Origin of the sequence: Rothia sp. P7208 (assembly GCF_048512915.1) — a bacterium.
GTDB lineage: Bacteria > Actinomycetota > Actinomycetes > Actinomycetales > Micrococcaceae > Rothia.
This window is the reverse complement of the sequence record NZ_JBLXXW010000001.1, coordinates 103,656-120,304: the sequence shown is the minus strand read 5'-3', so window position 1 is coordinate 120,304 and position 16,649 is coordinate 103,656. Positions and strand designations below refer to the sequence as shown.

Annotated in this window: 16 protein-coding genes and 1 pseudogene; 15 read left to right on the top strand and 2 right to left on the bottom strand. The window is 51.0% G+C overall.

The genetic code is table 11. The features are described from left to right. Positions 1-46: 46 nt before the first annotated feature. Positions 47-475: an ImmA/IrrE family metallo-endopeptidase gene (locus ACN084_RS00530; RefSeq protein ID WP_419105572.1), complete on the bottom strand. Its 429-nt coding sequence runs from the start codon at positions 473-475 to the stop codon at positions 47-49. A 7-nt stretch (positions 476-482) separates the two neighbouring features. Between ACN084_RS00530 and ACN084_RS00525 the strand changes: the two genes are divergently transcribed. Further along, a complete protein-coding gene (locus ACN084_RS00525; RefSeq protein WP_419105571.1) occupies positions 483-626 on the top strand; it encodes a hypothetical protein in 144 nt (47 codons plus the stop codon). Positions 627-761: 135 nt separating this feature from the next. On the opposite strand, the gene ACN084_RS00520 is transcribed toward ACN084_RS00525, so the two are convergent. After that, complete coding sequence (locus tag ACN084_RS00520) at positions 762-1,145, bottom strand: helix-turn-helix transcriptional regulator (protein WP_419105570.1); 384 nt, start codon at positions 1,143-1,145, stop codon at positions 762-764. Positions 1,146-1,365: 220 nt separating this feature from the next. On the opposite strand from ACN084_RS00520, the gene ACN084_RS00515 reads away from it, so the two are divergent. The 14 genes and pseudogenes from ACN084_RS00515 (at position 1,366) to ACN084_RS00450 (ending at position 16,601) form a co-directional block, all read left to right on the top strand. Next, positions 1,366-4,320: an ATP-dependent helicase gene (locus tag ACN084_RS00515; protein ID WP_419105569.1), complete on the top strand. Its 2,955-nt coding sequence runs from the start codon at positions 1,366-1,368 to the stop codon at positions 4,318-4,320. Between the two features lie 22 nt (positions 4,321-4,342). Continuing rightward, the gene (locus ACN084_RS00510; RefSeq protein ID WP_419105568.1) at positions 4,343-6,145 is read left to right on the top strand and encodes a site-specific DNA-methyltransferase; all 1,803 of its coding nucleotides are present in this window, start codon (positions 4,343-4,345) and stop codon (positions 6,143-6,145) included. After that, positions 6,145-8,784: a TnsA endonuclease N-terminal domain-containing protein gene (locus ACN084_RS00505; protein ID WP_419105567.1), complete on the top strand. Its 2,640-nt coding sequence runs from the start codon at positions 6,145-6,147 to the stop codon at positions 8,782-8,784. The genes ACN084_RS00510 and ACN084_RS00505 overlap by 1 nt, the downstream gene beginning before the upstream one ends. Further along, positions 8,784-10,070, top strand: a complete 1,287-nt coding sequence (locus ACN084_RS00500; protein ID WP_419105566.1) for a DUF6161 domain-containing protein — start codon at positions 8,784-8,786, stop codon at positions 10,068-10,070. Before ACN084_RS00505 ends, ACN084_RS00500 begins: the two co-directional genes overlap by 1 nt. A gap of 174 nt (positions 10,071-10,244) precedes the next feature. After that, positions 10,245-10,586 carry a transposase gene (locus tag ACN084_RS00495; RefSeq protein WP_419105565.1) on the top strand — a complete coding sequence of 114 codons (342 nt, stop codon included), beginning with the start codon at positions 10,245-10,247 and terminating at the stop codon, positions 10,584-10,586. Then, positions 10,558-11,073 carry a DNA methyltransferase gene (locus ACN084_RS00490; RefSeq protein ID WP_419105564.1) on the top strand — a complete coding sequence of 172 codons (516 nt, stop codon included), beginning with the start codon at positions 10,558-10,560 and terminating at the stop codon, positions 11,071-11,073. Before ACN084_RS00495 ends, ACN084_RS00490 begins: the two co-directional genes overlap by 29 nt. Positions 11,074-11,336: 263 nt before the next feature. Then, positions 11,337-11,672 (top strand): DNA methyltransferase, encoded by a 336-nt coding sequence (locus ACN084_RS00485; RefSeq protein ID WP_419105865.1) that lies wholly within the window; start codon positions 11,337-11,339, stop codon positions 11,670-11,672. Positions 11,673-11,953: 281 nt separating this feature from the next. Then, positions 11,954-12,109 carry a hypothetical protein gene (locus ACN084_RS00480; protein ID WP_419105563.1) on the top strand — a complete coding sequence of 52 codons (156 nt, stop codon included), beginning with the start codon at positions 11,954-11,956 and terminating at the stop codon, positions 12,107-12,109. Between the two features lie 5 nt (positions 12,110-12,114). Beyond that, positions 12,115-13,428 (top strand): AAA family ATPase, encoded by a 1,314-nt coding sequence (locus tag ACN084_RS00475; RefSeq protein ID WP_419105562.1) that lies wholly within the window; start codon positions 12,115-12,117, stop codon positions 13,426-13,428. A gap of 605 nt (positions 13,429-14,033) precedes the next feature. Next, positions 14,034-14,159, top strand: a complete 126-nt coding sequence (locus ACN084_RS00470) for a hypothetical protein (RefSeq protein WP_419105561.1) — start codon at positions 14,034-14,036, stop codon at positions 14,157-14,159. A gap of 96 nt (positions 14,160-14,255) precedes the next feature. Beyond that, complete coding sequence (locus ACN084_RS00465) at positions 14,256-14,399, top strand: hypothetical protein (protein WP_419105560.1); 144 nt, start codon at positions 14,256-14,258, stop codon at positions 14,397-14,399. A gap of 15 nt (positions 14,400-14,414) precedes the next feature. Then, positions 14,415-14,909, top strand: a pseudogene (locus ACN084_RS00460) (extracellular solute-binding protein); the annotation flags it as partial. Positions 14,910-14,997: 88 nt separating this feature from the next. Then, complete coding sequence (locus ACN084_RS00455; RefSeq protein WP_419105559.1) at positions 14,998-15,984, top strand: ABC transporter permease; 987 nt, start codon at positions 14,998-15,000, stop codon at positions 15,982-15,984. Next, the gene (locus ACN084_RS00450; protein WP_419105558.1) at positions 15,981-16,601 is read left to right on the top strand and encodes an ABC transporter permease; all 621 of its coding nucleotides are present in this window, start codon (positions 15,981-15,983) and stop codon (positions 16,599-16,601) included. The genes ACN084_RS00455 and ACN084_RS00450 overlap by 4 nt, the downstream gene beginning before the upstream one ends. The last annotated feature ends 48 nt before the right edge of the window (positions 16,602-16,649 follow it).

Below are 16,649 nucleotides of genomic sequence, written 5' to 3'. Positions count from 1 at the left end.
CCATGACCGCGTGCCTGAGCGTTAGCCCCCTTGCTTTGACTACGTTTTACGTAGAGTAAGCGGTCTCGATCTGGGCGTCGGGCCCAAGGCAGGCCCGGGTGAACTTTTCTTTACGTAGCTGTTCGATACGGATTTTCGTCGCCAATACCGAGACCTCGAAAACCTGCGACAGGGCCTGCACGCCTTCAATGTCAACCACGTAATGGCCTTGAGTGTCAGGTTCGGCCACTTGTGGAATCGCCAGCTTCATTGACGACTTGGGCATAAGAAGGCAAGCGCCTAGCCGGTTGTTGGCTTGCCACTCGACCCAGTTTTTGACTTTCCGTCCGTCGGCCAAGTCCCTGGCCGGGTCGACGCTCAGTGTGTGGGCAGCAGCGCCCTTGGCGGATTCTTCGAGATCGCGGGCGTTGTGTAACAAGACGTGGGAGCATTCGTGAGCGATAGTGAAACGCCCCCCGAGCTTCACCACCCACATCCCAAGCGTGCGGACACAAAATGATCATGTGCTCATGGCCGTCGATGATTTGCTCGCACGTGCCATCCTCGCTCAAGACCTTGAGAGGACGATCTTCGAAGCATGTCAAGCCCAAGACGGTTGCCGTCATTGGAGAGGCGAAACCAATTGATGTCCGCTTTGACGTGCTGCTCATCGAAAGTCTCGATGTCAATCCGAGCTACCTTCGTCAGGCAGTCAGGGTTCCATTGGCGCAGAATTTCCTCGGCCTTAATCTCCAGGCCGCGTCCCGAGTAGCGATAAACCATTACCAACCACCGTCCGCACCTTCAGACTCAATCACCTCGATAACCTTCTCCCAGCCTTGCGGTGAGAGTTTGGCATCGCGCGCTTTACGAAGAGCTACCCGCGCAAGATCGGTGTCCATGATGTAGCCACCGATATCTGTGGGGACTGCCTCTTTATCCTTTGCGATCGCGTCAAGCATCAAATCCTTATCGTCAGAACTCAACGCAAGCTCAGCTGCAAGCTGCTCAGCAAGCTCGCTTGAGGGGAGGCGTTTGCCGGCCTCTAGGACAGACATGTGCTGACGGGCCACGTCCAGTTTCCTCGCGAGAGCTCGCTGGGTAACCCCAACCTCGAGACGTTTCTCCTTGAGGAACGAACCGAACGACTTGGCATTGGGTTGCATGCGCCTGACCTCCTTTCTAAAATCCTTACGTCCGAATGTCAGCCGACATGCTGACAGAAGTCAAGATGGCACACCTGTACGACAGTACGCACGACAAACGTGAACACATGTTTTAGCAACGGTTGGTGTGGGATGTGGGGAATCCTCGGCGGTTCATAGCTCAACTGTGACTAGTTTCTGGTATTTTTGAAGCAGTAACGATCAGCCCAGTAGGTAGTTTGTGGGAGATTGCGCGGTGGCATTCGACTTTGGCAGAGCAAACGAGGCGCAACGTAGCGCCATCGAGACTGTGGACGGACCTGTTCTCATCACTGCTGGCCCTGGAACCGGGAAGACATTCACGTTGGTCCAACGTGTCATCTACCTGATTGAGAAGTGCGGGGTTGCTCCCGAGGAGATCATGGTGGCCACCTTCACCGAGAAGGCAGCCAAAGAACTCGTCACTCGTATCACCAATGAACTTGATGCCCGTGGAATCAGTGTGAATCTCACCGAGATGCATGTGGGCACCTTCCACTCGCTGTGCTTGCGGATCTTGAAAGAAAACCTCGAGTACACTCGTCTCAAGCAAGGATTCAGAGTCCTTGACGAGTTTGACCAGTCCTACACAATCTTCCAGAACTTTCACCACTTCAAAACCATCAACGGCTGGGAACAAGTTCTCGGTGTACCACAGACCGGGACTTGGCGACGATCAACAATGTTGTGCTCATTGGTCAACAACCTGTGCGAAGAGTTGGTCGAGCCCGCTGCGCTACTTAGCGACAGCGACCCGGATGCCGTGGCAATTGGCCAGCTGGCGATGAAGTACAGGGAGTTGCTGGCAGAAGAGAACTTGTTGGACTTTGCCTCGATCCAGGTTGAAACCCACCGCCTCCTCACCGAGCATCCTGAGGTTGCTGACAAGCTTTCTTCGCAGTTGCGTTATCTGATGATTGACGAGTACCAGGACACCAACTACGTCCAGGAACAACTCGTTTTCCTCCTAGCCGCTCGGCATGGCAACATCTGTGTGGTTGGTGACGATGATCAAGGTTTGTATCGCTTCCGTGGCGCGACGATTCGGAACATCCTGGAGTTCCCCTCCAAGTTCTCAGACGGTGAGTGCAAGATTATCCCGCTGGTGACCAACTACCGTTCCGATGCGCAGATCGTCGAGTTCTACAACGAGTGGATGTCCACCACATCCAGTTCAGAATTCCGCTTTGACTGGGCCGGTTTCCGCTACGACAAGACCATCAAGCCAGCCAGTCCCACACCCTTACCATCCCCGTCAGTAATTCGCCTAGAAGGACAAGACGAAGAAGACTGGCAGGCCCAAGTTCTGCGCTTCATTGAGCAGCTCAAGGCTTCAGGAAAACTCACCGACTACAACCAGTTGGCCTTCCTGTTCCGCTCGGTGAAGCACTCCAAAGTCAAAGCACTCGCCAAGCACCTGGAACAGCACGGCATCAACGTCTACTCGCCGCGATCAGAGATGTTCTTTGAACGCGACGAAATCAAACTATCGATCGGCCTGCTACTGCTGGTCTTCCCTGCATACGTGCAGTCATTGAGCCACAAAGACAGCCCAGCCGCAAAGTTCCTCAAACCCGAACAGCGAACGTATTACTTCGAGTGCATCAACCAGGTAAAAACCCACCTGGCCACGGCTGAAGGGCAAGAGCTACGTGAATGGTTAGTGGAGCACGGTCGTGAGCACATGGCACTAACCGGGCAAACCGACTATGCGATTGCGGGACTGTTCTACCAGATGCTCGCCTTCGAACCCTTTGTTTCTTTCCTGGCTACGCCGATGGACACCGGGATGGTCGACCTGCGGCCAACAAGAAACCTGGCGCTCCTCACCCAGATCATCGGGAAGTTTGAGTACCTCCACAACGTCTCGATTCTCTCCGGACGCAAAGGAAAGGGCCAGAGCCAGCGTCACATCGACCGCACTATCGACCAGTTCTTCACCCTCTACCTACGCCTGCTCATGGAAGGCGGCATCGGCGAATACGAGGATGACTCGGAATACGCCCCCTCAGGATACGTCTCCTTCCTGACCATTCACCAATCCAAAGGTATGGAGTTCCCGATCGTCTTCACCGACTCCTTGCACACCGTGCCGCGCAAGGACAAAGAGACCATCATCGACCAAGTCATCGCGAAGTACTCCCACCGCGAGGCGTTCGAACCTGAGGACCAGATCAAGTTCTACGACTTTTGGCGCGTGTACTACACCGCGTTCTCACGCGCCCAAAACCTTCTCGTCCTCACCTGCGCAAGGGACGGCAAACGCACCCCGTCTAAGTACTTCCGACACATCTACAACGACCTGCCCGAGGCCAGCAGCGAAGCAGTCGATTTGTCTGAGTTTACCTTCGAGACGGTCAAGGACGTCAATATCAAGGCGAAGTACTCCTTCACCTCGCACATCTCGGTCTACGAGACTTGCCCACGCCAGTACAAGTTCTACCGCGACCTCGAATTTTCACCAGTGAGAGTCTCCGCCAGACTATTCGGTACCTTGGTTCACCAGACCATCGAAGACGTCCACCGTGCTGCTCTTCGCGGAGAAGAACACCTCATCACAGCTGAGAACGTGACCAAGTGGTTCGATGTGAATTACACCTACCTCTCACGAGTCGAACGTACCTACCTCGCGCCCGCCCAGCAAAAATCCGCACTCGGACAAGTCCAACGTTACGTCGCACGTCAGGACGGCAAGTGGGAGAGGATTAAACAAGCCGAGGTCGACGTCAGCCTGGTCAAGCCTGAATACATCGTCGGTGGCACTATCGACCTCATCCGGGGTGAAGGTGGAACTGTAGAGATCGTGGACTTCAAATCCGAAAAGAAACCCGACCTCTACTCAACTTCCAAATGGCATCGAGACCGCATCGAACGTTACCGACGCCAGCTCCACCTCTATGCCCATCTCGTCCACGAGCGTACCGGTGAAACCGTCTCCAAGATGCACGTGTACTACACCGGCGAAGAAGACTCCAACCCGCAACTCAGTTGGGACTACTCACCAACCGCTGTGGAAGCCACCATGGAGGTCTTTGATGAGACCGTCCACAAAATCAGGGCAAGGGAGTACTCCGGATGTGCTCGGAGCGAGAAAGCATGTGGCACTTGCGACTTTAACGCGTATTGTTCAACGCAGCCAGGAAAGCCAAGGAACTAAGGGAAAAAGGAATTAAACGACAATGGCAGATGAGACACTCTTCGAGTTCGATACCCGCGAGCCCATCAAAGGCTTTCCTGAACTGCGGTGGACCGGCAAGCACCCCTACACCTCAACCCAGTACTACCCAGCACAACTGCGCGAGTCCTACGGCGAACCCACACCAGACGCCGAGGGCAAAGACTGGATGAACAAAATCTTCTGGGGTGACAACCTCCAAGTCATGAGCCACCTGCTGCGCGAGTACCGTGGCCAGGTCGACCTCATCTACATTGACCCGCCATTCGACTCCAAAGCTGACTACAAGAAGAAAATCAGCCTGCGAGGCAAGACCGCCACCTCGGACGCCACCAGCTTCGAGGAAAAACAATACGGCGACATTTGGACCAACGACGAGTACCTCCAGTTCATGTACGAGCGTCTCATCCTCTGCCGCGAACTCCTCTCGGACACCGGCAGCATCTACCTCCACTGCGACTGGCACAAAAGTCATCTTTTGAGGATGCTGCTAGACGAGGTGTTTGGTGCGAATAACTTTATAAATGAGATTATTTGGTGTTACTCGATTGGAGGCAAGGGTAGAGAAACGTTTGGGCGAAAACATGACACGATTTTTCTCTATAAAAAAGGGGGTACTTACTACTTTGATGGTACGAATAAGTTGGTTGTTACAGAACGCAAACCCAATTCCCACATGAAAGTATCATACGATGCGAATGGAAGGCCCTATCAGGAAAAAAGAGACAAAAAATCTGGAAAAGTCTATCGGTATTACGCAGATGAAGGAAAAATTCCTGAAGACTACTGGGTAGATATTGAACAACTCAATCGAGAAGATAGGCAACGTGAAGGCTATCCTACCCAGAAACCTGAACGTTTATTAGAGCGCATCATCGCAGCTTCATCTCCTGTTGGAGGCCTAGTGTTTGACTGTTTTATGGGTTCTGGTACGACTCAGGCGGTGGCGATGAAGATTGGTCGTAGGTTCATTGGTGCTGACATCAACCTAGGCTCGATTTCGACGACGACGAAGCGCCTGTCGAAGATCGCTTCAGAGCTGCGGGAGCGTGATGAGAAGGCAGCCTCCCAGCTATCTGTTGATGGAGAGGAGCGAGTAAAGCATTACACCGGCTTCGAGGTCTATAACGTCAACAACTACGACTTCTTCCGAAACCCAGTCGAGGCACGACAGCTGCTCATCGAGGCTCTAGAAATTCAGCCGTTCCCGGCCTCGCAGGTGTGGGATGGTGAGCTCGATGGCCGAATGGTGAAGATTCTCCCAGTCAACCGGATTGCTACGAAGGCTGATTTGGAGGAACTCAAGGCGAACCTGCCCTACAAGACTTATGAGCAGCGTAAGGCCGAGAACCCCTCAAGTGTGGTTGAGAAGATTACGCTGGTGTGTATGGGTCACGAGCCTGACCTTAAGGCGTCGCTGGAAGCTGACCTGCCTGAGTACAAGCTCGACATCCAGGTCGTGGATATCTTGCGTGACAAGAGCGAGCTACAGCTCAAGCGTGAGGCGGAGGCCGAGATCGTCCGCGAGGGAGACAAACTGGTCATCAGGAACTTCTTCCCACTCAACCTGCTTCAAAAGTTGTCGCTGCAGCGCGAGAACGTTGAAGACTGGCGTCAGCTCGTGGACATGATCAGTATCGACTGGAACTACGACGGTGTTGTCATGCAACCAGCCCTCCAAGACATCCCAGAGAAGAACGAGCTGGTTAAGGGCTACTACGACATCCCGGCTGACGCGGGAACTGTCAAGGTCAAGATCACGGACGTGCTCTCTGAATCCCTTGAAGTGGAAGTCGAGGTTGACTAATGGCAGGGACAGGTCTTGAGACACCCTTCTTTTCTCAACTGTGGTACTACTACACCCTTAACCGTGGGAAGATTCGCTTTCGCTACAACTCGTTGACCAAGAAGTTCTTGGCCTATAACGATCCTGATGAGAACCCTGATGCGTTCTTGCGTCGCCCTCAGTTCGAGGCTCTGGAGATGTATGTCTTCCTCAAAGAGTTCCTGAACAACGCCCATGTCGTGGAGATTTTCGATCAGTGGCGCAACCGGGAAAACAACTTCTCGGATGCCTCCTACTACGGGGTCGATAAGTACGGGCAGCAAACCCTCGGCGTAGAAATCACCAAGGAACAGACCGAGGCTCTGTTTAAGCAGATGCGTAAGTACCGGGAGGCCTACCCGAACTATATCTACGCACTGACCATGGGCTTGGGGAAGACCATCCTCGTGGCCACGTGCATCTTCTATGAGTTCTTGCTGGCCAAGAAGTACCCCAAGAGTGACCTGTACTGTCACAACGCCCTGGTGTTCGCACCTGACAAGACGGTGCTGGAATCCCTACGGGAAATCATCACCTTCGACAAATCGAAGGTTGTTCCGCCCGAGTACGTCAAGGCCGTAGAGCCGTTGATCAAGGTTCACTTCCTGGACGACTCTGGGGTGACGCTGAACGTGTTGGATGATTCGGACTTCAACATCGTCATCTCTAATACCCAGAAGATCATCACTAAGCGCAAACGCAAGGAAGACAAGCCGGCAGACTTGTTCTTCCAGGACATTGCGAAAGACCCTGTGCTCGGTGACCTCTACGGGCCAACCGAGTTTGAGGCTCCTGACTCACCTGACCTGGTTCAGGACGAGAAGAGCCTGATTGAGAACCAGCGGTTCAAGAAACTCACCCGCCTCAAGCGCCTGGGCGTATACGTGGATGAAGCACACCATCTCTTCGGTGCGGACTTGGAAAAGGAAATACGTAAGGGGTCTAGTGCGAAGACTTCGCTGCGTGACACCATCAACTTGCTTGCTGAGCGCACCAGTGTCGTTGCCTGCTACAACTTCACCGGCACCCCCTACGTGAAGACTCAGCCGCTTCCTGAGGTGGTCTACGCCTACGGGCTACGCGACGCTATCCAGAACGAGTACCTCAAGGATGCTTTCCCACAGGGCTTTGAGGACATCAAGGGTGAAGTCTTCGTGCGTAACGCCATCAAGGAGTTCTGGGAAGATTATGGAGGCCAGACCTTCGAGGGGCTCAACCCGAAGCTTTGTTTCTTTGCCACAACTATTGACGAAGCCACCCAGGAACTACGTCCAATGGTTGAGGCAGCCTTAGCAGATCTTGGGCTGCCATCTTCGAAAATTCTGGTCAACATTGGGGATGCGAAGATCACCAAGGATGAAGACATCAGGAACTTCAACGAACTCGACGTGCCTGGCTCTACTGGTAACGAGAAGCAGTTCCTTATCTTGGTGGGTAAGGGGCGCGAGGGCTGGAATTGCCGCTCCCTATTTGGGGTAGCGATGTTCCGTTCCCCAAAGTCCAAGGTCTTTGTACTACAGGCCACGATGCGTTGCCTACGCCAGATCACCGAGACCCAACATCGCGCCCGCGTTTTCCTCTCTAACGAGAACCTTGAGACGTTGGATGCGGAACTGCAGTCCAACTTCAACATGACCATCAACAGTCTCAAGGGTAAAGGCGAATCTAAGAGCGTGGCCTACGAGGTCAGGGTTGTTCCGCCACCGCGCACGCTCGCAATTAAAGAGATTACGCACCACTACGAGCTGATCGAAAAAGACCCTTCCGAACCGGTCAACTTCGACCTCGAACACCTGGATCGTGAGAAGTACCTGGTCAAGGTTCACGAGATCGCCACACTGCGGCGTGAGCAGGCGGCTAAGTCACGTACGGATTCATCCCTCAATGATTCACGACCGTTCAGTGAACTGACACTGGTGGCTGAGGTAGCAAGGTACCTCAACATGAAAGCCCTAGACGTCAAACGCTATCTCGATGCGTCGGCTGATGGAATGGGAAAGGTTGTCGAGACAATCTCGACCTACAACGAGGTTCTCTACGACGTCATCATCCCTGGCCTGTTTAACCACCTGCGGGAAGTGCGTTCCACCCAAGAAGTCCATGATCGCGAGGTTGTACTACTCAAAGAACCCAAGGATGCTGACTGCTACACGTTCCGTGCTAAGCCCGAACTCGTCATCACCAACAAAGACAAGAGACTCAAGGACGAGGAGAAGGAGAAGAGTTTCCACGCGGACACCTACTGCTTCGACTCCAAGCCCGAGCGCGAATGCTTCTTGCAGTACGTGGCCAGCGACAAGGTCGAGGAAGTCTATTTCACCGGTATGTTCACCTCCGGCCAAGGCGAACTCTCAGTTCAGTACTACGACCCCGACTCCCAGCGAATCCGCTCGTATTACCCGGACTTCCTGGCCAAGATGACAGACGGCACCTACCAGCTCATCGAGGTCAAAGGCGACAACAAGATCGACGACCGCATCGTCAAAGCCAAAGCCGAAGCGGCCACCGAAATAGCTACCGCCTCCAACATCGAGTACATCATGTACGCCGGCAGTCACCTGATGAACACTAATGTGCTTACTGACCAAGGCTTCACTGACCCCCTTGCGGAGGCGGACTAGTGAACATCAGGTCCCTGACGTCAGCAATCAACAAGCGTTTCCGCTTCATCATCGCAGTAGAAGATTCGTACAACCTGGACTACAGTCCATCGCCATTGTCGTGGACTCAGTTCAAGAAACTTGTAGCAGCGAACATCAAGGTCCTAGAGCCATTCGTCAACGACTACTGGACTACCGACCTAGTCTCTGACTGGCAGGAGCTCGATGACGCAATCCAACGACTGACAGAATCAGCAAAAGAGCTGAAGGCTGATGAGGATGCTCAACGTCTCAACCAACGCGTCCTGGACAGTTTCAACATTCTGTCTCGCAGCGTCGATGAACAAGAGACGCATACTGAGATTCTTTTTCACCTCAGATCAGTGTGTACCTCAGATAAGCGCTTCCCTGAGATCGAAGCCTTCATGACGTGGGCATCAGATCGCTGCGCACAGAATCGAGACCGCTGCGGTTCTGCGCTCGCGCTCAGGGCTTTCACCCTGATAGTCAAAGAACCATCGCGGCTCTACTACCACCTCGATAGCAGCTCAGCCGCAGAAAAACTAGCGGATCTGTGGGCCTTGAAGAAGGAGCTTTCCCAAGGAGAAAAGGCGGAAGAATCCGCCTCGACACTGCTTGATCTATCAGCAGCCCAACTCGGGCACGTCCAAGAAACCCTTGACACCGCTGGGAAAGATTTCGTCACCACCTTCAGCTCTCTCACCGCAGAGATGGGCGAGTTCCGTGATGAGGTCATTGCCTGGAAGGAATCTCAGAAACAAGAGGTCGAAGAGTGGAGGGCTAAGCAGGAAGCCGAGATCCACAATCTCGAAAGGCTTTACCGGGAAAAGCTGGCCCTCGAAGAGCCGAAAGAAGTCTGGGAGGCTGCAGCGAAGAAACACGACTGCCATGCACTTTGGTGGTCCCTAGGCGCTCTGGGGGTAGCAGCCCTGACCCTTTTGGGTGGCTCCTTCGCTATCTACTGGCTTTTCACCGCGAACCTGCCCGAGATACCACTACTCTCGAGCTCCTTCCTGGCCATCGCGATCATCACCTTCTGCGTTTACACAATCCGTATCTTCGTCAAAATCGCGATGAGCAACAGTCATCTCGCTGCCGCCTACAGACAGAAAGCTGCGATGACCTACTTCTACCTGTCCTTGATGGAAAAAGAGAAGGCTGTCAGCGACGAAGAACGTGCGCTGATCCTCAATTCCCTGTTCTCCTCAGTCGATACCGGCCTGGTCAAACCAAGCGACAACAAAGACCTTGAGACCTTGGCGGCTATCGCTTTCAAAAGAGCATAAGAGCTGCTGTGCCCACACCACCGAAGTCGTTTACTGATGAGCAGAAGGCCGAGGACATCAGTCTTGTTGAGGCTGGCGTTCCCAGGAAGGAAGCTGCTGCCCGTATCGGCTGCGCAGACCAGACCCTCAAAGGATGGCTGAGCTGGCACTGCATGCAACTCGCACGCACCCTCAGTGACGGCTGAACTACTGGCCTACCCAGAGGAGCAGTGGCAGCGTTTCACCCCGCACGAGCAACTCATGTGGGTCAGAGACATCTACGAACGCGGCTTGGACCTGCACGACTTCCCGCTCATGCCCAGGTTGAAGCGCCAGTCTTTCGGCACCTCATACCCATGGTTCCATGCCGAATGGGCAATCCTGCTGGTGAACTTCGGTGGTAAAACGAAAGCCGAAATGGCCAGGCACTTGGGTGTGCATCCCTCGACGTTGAGTAAGTGGATGAAGGAATGCACCGAGTACGGGCGACTACTCAAGAGTCCTCTCCTTGAGACATACCCCGAATCACTTTCCTAACCACGGCGCGCATGCCCCATTCCGGCAGAGCGAATGGGTCGCTATTCCCGCGCACCCACGGTTGATCCTCTCGGCAGGCTCTTTTCGCCCGATAGCAAGCGAAAACCTGGGTGGACAGGCCAGGGCAACCAACAGGCCCACTTGTATCCAACTCATGACGTTCTGTGATCCGCCTTATAACACCGGGAATGATGGGTTTGGCTATAATGACCGCTTTAATCATTCCACATGGCTTGTTTTTATGAGGAGTAGGCTCGTTCTTGCGAAGAGCTTGCTGAAGCAAGATGGTGTCATTTTTGTGCAGTGTGACGATAATGAGCAGGCATACCTGAAAATATTAATGGATGAGATTTTTGGAAGAGAAAATTTCATCAATAACTTCATTTGGAAAAAACGCAGCACTTTGGTAGACAGAAAAAGAACTTCTATTCAAATAAGGAATATGTCCTGGCCTATGCAAAAGATCTCTACCCAGATGGAGCGTTGAGCAAATTTCTGATTGAATCAGCACAGAAGAGTTTGAGGATGCTCCGCTATACAACAAGAGCAATCCTGAGAATCTGTTAGTTTCCCCCAGGCGCAGTAAAATTTAATATTCAAGATGGGGTTTACGATTCAACGGAAGACAAGAAATTTGAATTGTGCGCTCCAGTTACTATTAAAAACGGTGTTAATCAGACGGAATTGAAGCTACGTTTCAAAAGCCGATGGAACAACCAGCGCCTTGAGGAAGAAATCGCAAAAGGTGGAATGGGATGGGGTAAAACAAGAAAATTTGCGGTTAGGTTTATTTACGGTGCCGGGAAGAAGTCTAACGTTTCCCCAAAGAGTATCATTTTCACCAATACAGGGAATCCTGCATGTGCCAAGGCGCGTGGAATAAGAGTGGGTACGACTGAAACTGGGTCCTCTGAATCTGCAAAACTTTTCGGCGAAAATGTATTTTCTTACCCGAAGCCAGAGTTATTCATCCACTACTTGCTACATTTGTGCACTAAACCTGGAGATTTAGTTCTGGATTTCCACCTTGGGTCTGGAACAACCGCGTCAGTAGCCCATAAAATGGGTCGCCAATACATTGCGTAGAACAAATGGACTACGTTGAAGATATCGCAGTCGAGCGCTTGAAGATGGTTATTGGCGGAGAACAGGGTGGCATTTCCGAACCCCGTTGGGCTGGCAGGGCGGCGGCTCGTTCGTGTACTGCGAGTTGGCGCAGAATGGTGAGCGCTATCTGGAGATGCTTCAGGATGCGGTGACTGGTGATGATGTCCAGAGCATTCTCTCGGCCATTACCGATGAGGGTATTTTGCGTCCATCGGTGTTGCCTACTGCTTTGAAGGGGGGGGGAGGCTGAGGAGTTCAGTATGCTGTCGCTTAAGGAGCAGAAGCGTGTGGTCGCTGAACTGATTGACAAGAACCGTTTGTATGTGAACGCTGCTGATGTGGATGATGAGTCTAACGGTTTGACGGAAGCTGATCGTGTGTTTATGAAGTCCTTCTATGGAGCTGAGGAAGCGTGAGCGGCGTGGGTGATAAAAAGTTGGCGTTGCATGATCAGTTGGACTTGTTCCGTAGTTTTGGGCAGTTCCATGAGTTGCCATCCTCCGTCACACAGAATCTGAGCGACCACATTAAGTTACGTCCGTACCAGAAGGATGCGTTTTCAAATTTTCTACATTATGAGGCCACACCAGAGTTCCATAAGGATAAGCAAACGCACCTGTTGTTCCATATGGCTACCGGTGCAGGCAAGACCCGCCGAATCGTAGAACGCTGTGTAAACAACCAACAAGGCAGCAAACGTCCCATCGTCTTAGCCTTCACAGAAAACGGCCAAGCTGAGCTGAAGTCACGACTTGCAGCACAGTGCCCTCCAGGCCAACTGCCTCACGTCATGGGATGGTATGCCTTCTTAATCCAGCACGTCATTAAGCCTTATCTACCAGTCTTGTTCCCGAACCAGCGGATCTGCGGATTTGACTTTCACGCTAAACTCGCACGATACACCAAACGTGAAAATTCAAGACGTTTTTTCACCTCAAATGACCAACTCAACAAATGCCACATCGAGGAACTCGCGTCTCTGATCATCCTAGCCATGCAAGGAAAAGTCCAAGAGCGCCTTGCTAGAATTTACTGTCAGCTCATCATTGACGAAGTTCAAGACATCAGCGAATACGGCCTCGATGTCATCAGAGCATTCCTCGAGCAAGAATATTTGCAACTTTTTATGGTCGGAGATACGATGCAAACCATACTCAACTCCAATACGAGCTTAAACAAGAATAAAAACGTGGCTAGCGTTGCCCGAATCAACTGGTACACCACTTTCCAGGCGAATCATCCACATCTTCTTACTATTGAGGAGATGAGTCTCACATACCGTTCAAATACAGAAATTGTGAGCTTCTCAAACACCATCATGGACCCTGGATTTGGGTTCGCGCCTACATATTCAGCCATGACCCAAGTGACTGGCCATGATGGGGTCTTTCTCGTTAAAGAAGAGGATATCGACACATACGAGCGCGAATACCACCCAACCTATATTCGATGGGACACGAAATCAGCAGACAGTCTAAAACACCTCCCGTTCATGACTTTCGGGAAAGCCAAGGGGCTGGAATGGGATCGGGTCGCGATATATATGACCGGCACGATGCTAGAACTACTGGGGGCCGAAGATACTTATCTGAAACCGCAAACAGCATGCAAGTTCTATGTGGGGGTTACTCGAGCCCGTTACTCGGTGGCCTTGATCGTACCAAAGGGGAAGAAACTTGTACCTCATGATCGTTTTAGAATCGAACCGTGGGAGCCGTCGTATGTGAATCCCTAATTAATGAGGAATTTAGGTGAGATTTTCTGAAGCTTTTAATATCACACGAACTAACGATGATGACTGGTTTGATCCGCACCTGACAATCGACACAGAACTGTTCATCGATCCTCCTATGTAAACCCTCATGTTTAATTGATGACAGGAACAGTAGCCCGTAAATAGTAGTGGTTGTTTCCTCTATACGTGGGGTGTGATGCTAAAAGTGTTGCGCTTTGCTTCTGTTGTTGTTAAAGAAAGCTTATTACTTTTTGGTGCAAGTAAATAGTGCTGGTGGTATTAGCGTAAAAAAATAGAGAATTAGCATGTCACAGTCATATTGTCTATCGCTGGTGATATTTAATACGCCCTAACAAGTGAGGTTAGGCAAACCTGAAAAACAGTTGATAATATGGGGCCATCTTGCTTTGACGCCTAACAAAACTAAGGAGTTTCTATGCGTCGCTTTCTGGCTACAACCTTTGCAACTGCCCTTTTCGCAACTGGAGTAGTCGGTTATTCTGGGGACGCTGACACCACTACGGCTGCTCCCAGTTAAGAGCGATACCAAAGTCCTCAACCTCTATTCCTCACGTCACTATGATGCAGATAAAGAAGTCTACAAAATGCTTGAGGAAGGGACCGGAATTAAACTCAACGTCGTTGAAGGAAAATCTGGTGAACTCATCGAACGAGTCATTCGAGAAGCTAACAACCCTGAAGCTGATGTCTTCTTGACCGTTGGTGCATAATCTATCTCGCAGCTCAACGACGCAGGATTTATTGCAGACTCCACCTCTGAGACCATTGCAAACAACATCTCCGAAAAATATCGTGGGGAAAACTGGATGGGCATTGTCTCCCGTGCACGTGTCATTGCCTATAACAAAGACACCGTTGACCCTTCAATCATCAAAACCTATGAGGACATGACTAAACCAGGGTGGAAGGGTAAAGTTCTGGCCCGTTCCTCATCCTCCTCATATAACTAAGCTCTTCTAGCAAGCTTCGTTGCTCTTGATGGTCAGGAAAAGGCTACTGAATGGGCGCAAGGCGTTGTCGATAACTTCGCACGCGAACCTAAAGGTAACGACCGTGACCAAGCTAAAGCAGTTGCCGCAGGTGAAGGCGATCTTGCTATCATGAACTCTTATTATTGGGCGCTGATGAACCGTTCATCTGACCCCGAGGTTGCTAAAGTGACCGAAAAAGTAGGCATGATCTTCCCTGAGAAGACTCACCTCAACCTTTCTTATGCTTCCGTACTTAAGGGAGCTACGAATAAGGACAATGCTATTAAGTTCCTTGAATTCCTATCCTCCGAAAAGACTCAAGAGTTTATTGCACAAGAGAACGGTGAGTTTCCATTGAACCCTAAGACTGCTCTTCCTGAGCCACAGAAACCTTGGGGCGAGTTCACCACTCAAGACTTAGACTTCTCAACCTTTGGTAAGGATAAGCCTGAAGCAACCCGCATCTTTGATCAGGTTGGCTGGAAATAAACACCATTCACTGTGATGTGCCGGGTACCTTAAACGGTGCCCGGCACATCTGTTATTGTCTTGAACCTTGTTGAAAGGACAGCTAACTGTGAAAGCCCGTATCGGATGGCTCACCGGAAGTAGCCTCATCGTATGTGTGATGGCGCTGCCGATTCTTGGTGTACTCATGGGGCTTTTCTCACCTGTTAACGATACTTGGCGGCATATTCAACAGTATCTACTTGCTGATTACCTGGTCGAAACTGCTCTTTTAACTATCAGCAGTGTTTTATGTGGGATTATTCTGGCTAGTACTTTGGCGTGGTTTGTGACAGCCTACCAATTCCCAGGGCGTAAGTTCTTATCGGTAGCATTGGTGATGCCGTTAGCTATCCCGCCTTATATTGGAGGGTACACTTATGTATCACTGACGGGGTACACCGGTCCGATACATATCTTCTTCCGAGAACATTTAGGATGGACCCCTCCACCGGGCTTTTTGGATATCCAAAATATCTATGGCGCAATTTTTGTTTTTACACTTTTTCTGTACCCATACATTTATTTGGTGGTCAGAAGTTTTCTTGACCGTCAAGCCGGTCAGCTACTCGAAGCATCTCGTATGTTGGGTGCTTCAAGAACGTACACGTATTTTCGGGTCATTTTGCCGTTGACTCGTAACGCTGTTGTTGCCGGCGCGACGCTGATGGCGTTTGAAGTGCTGAGCGATTATGGTGTGGTGTCTCATTTTGGGTTGAATGTTTTTACGACCGCAATTTTAAAGGCTTGGCTTGGTTTTAATGATGTTGCTCCGGGTCTTAAACTTGCTGCTATTCTTCTGATTGTGGTGACCTCTGTGAGCATGGGGGAGAAGGCTCTTCGTGGGCGGCGTTCTTATGCGTATGCTTCTGCTCAGGTCACACCTATTCAGGCTGTTGCTCTTGACCGGTGGCGTAAAATTGTTGTTCCTACACTGTGCTGGGGAACTTTTATTGTTGCCTTAGTGATTCCCGTCGGACAGATAGTGTATTGGGCTGTTTTATCGTGGGATAATATCGTCGTAGCGGAATTGTCGAAGCTTTTAGCACCACCTTGAGTGTTGCTTTTGTGGGTGCACTGCTGACCACCTTATGCGCGGTGATTGTGGCTGAACATCAACGTATATCGCCTACACGGTTTTCAAAGTTGATGGCTCGCATTACTGTCGTTGGGTATTCTATTCCCTCAACGGTTATCGCCTTATCTGTTTTGTCTCTCATTTTTTGGGTCGCAAATGCGTGGGGACTTCCTCTGACGTTAAGCCCAGCAATGATTGTGTTAGCTTATCTGATTCGCTATCTTGCGGTGTCGATGCAACCGATAGAATCTGGTTTTAAACGCATTGGTACACGTTTTACTGAAGCGTCTCGATGTTTGGGGCACGGACCAACCAAAACATTGGTTCGTGTTGATCTTCCGATGATGAAAACTGCTTTATATGGTGCTTTTCTTTTAGCATTTATTGACATGGTTAAAGAGCTTCCTATCGTGTTAATTCTTCGACCGTATAATTTTTCGACGCTCTCAACGACGGTGTTTCCATATGCTAATGATGAGCAGATTCCAGAATCAGCGTTGGCGAGTCTTCTCATTGTTGGGTTGGCGTTTATTCCGGTTCTTTTACTGGTGGCAGGTGGATCATCTACGGACAAGAAAGATAAGACTTTACGATGACAACCATCAAACTCACTAATATTGTTTTTTCGTATCCTAGTTCTCATG

Coding starts and splice junctions, on each gene's coding strand:
- ACN084_RS00530 (WP_419105572.1), bottom strand. CDS start 475: ATGTGGGTGGTGAAGCTCGGGGGGCGTTTCACTATCGCTCACGAATGC.
- ACN084_RS00520 (WP_419105570.1), bottom strand. CDS start 1,145: ATGCAACCCAATGCCAAGTCGTTCGGTTCGTTCCTCAAGGAGAAACGT.
- ACN084_RS00510 (WP_419105568.1), top strand. CDS start 4,343: ATGGCAGATGAGACACTCTTCGAGTTCGATACCCGCGAGCCCATCAAA.
- ACN084_RS00505 (WP_419105567.1), top strand. CDS start 6,145: ATGGCAGGGACAGGTCTTGAGACACCCTTCTTTTCTCAACTGTGGTAC.
- ACN084_RS00485 (WP_419105865.1), top strand. CDS start 11,337: ATGGGATGGGGTAAAACAAGAAAATTTGCGGTTAGGTTTATTTACGGT.
- ACN084_RS00480 (WP_419105563.1), top strand. CDS start 11,954: ATGCTGTCGCTTAAGGAGCAGAAGCGTGTGGTCGCTGAACTGATTGAC.
- ACN084_RS00470 (WP_419105561.1), top strand. CDS start 14,034: ATGCTTGAGGAAGGGACCGGAATTAAACTCAACGTCGTTGAAGGAAAA.
- ACN084_RS00465 (WP_419105560.1), top strand. CDS start 14,256: ATGGGCATTGTCTCCCGTGCACGTGTCATTGCCTATAACAAAGACACC.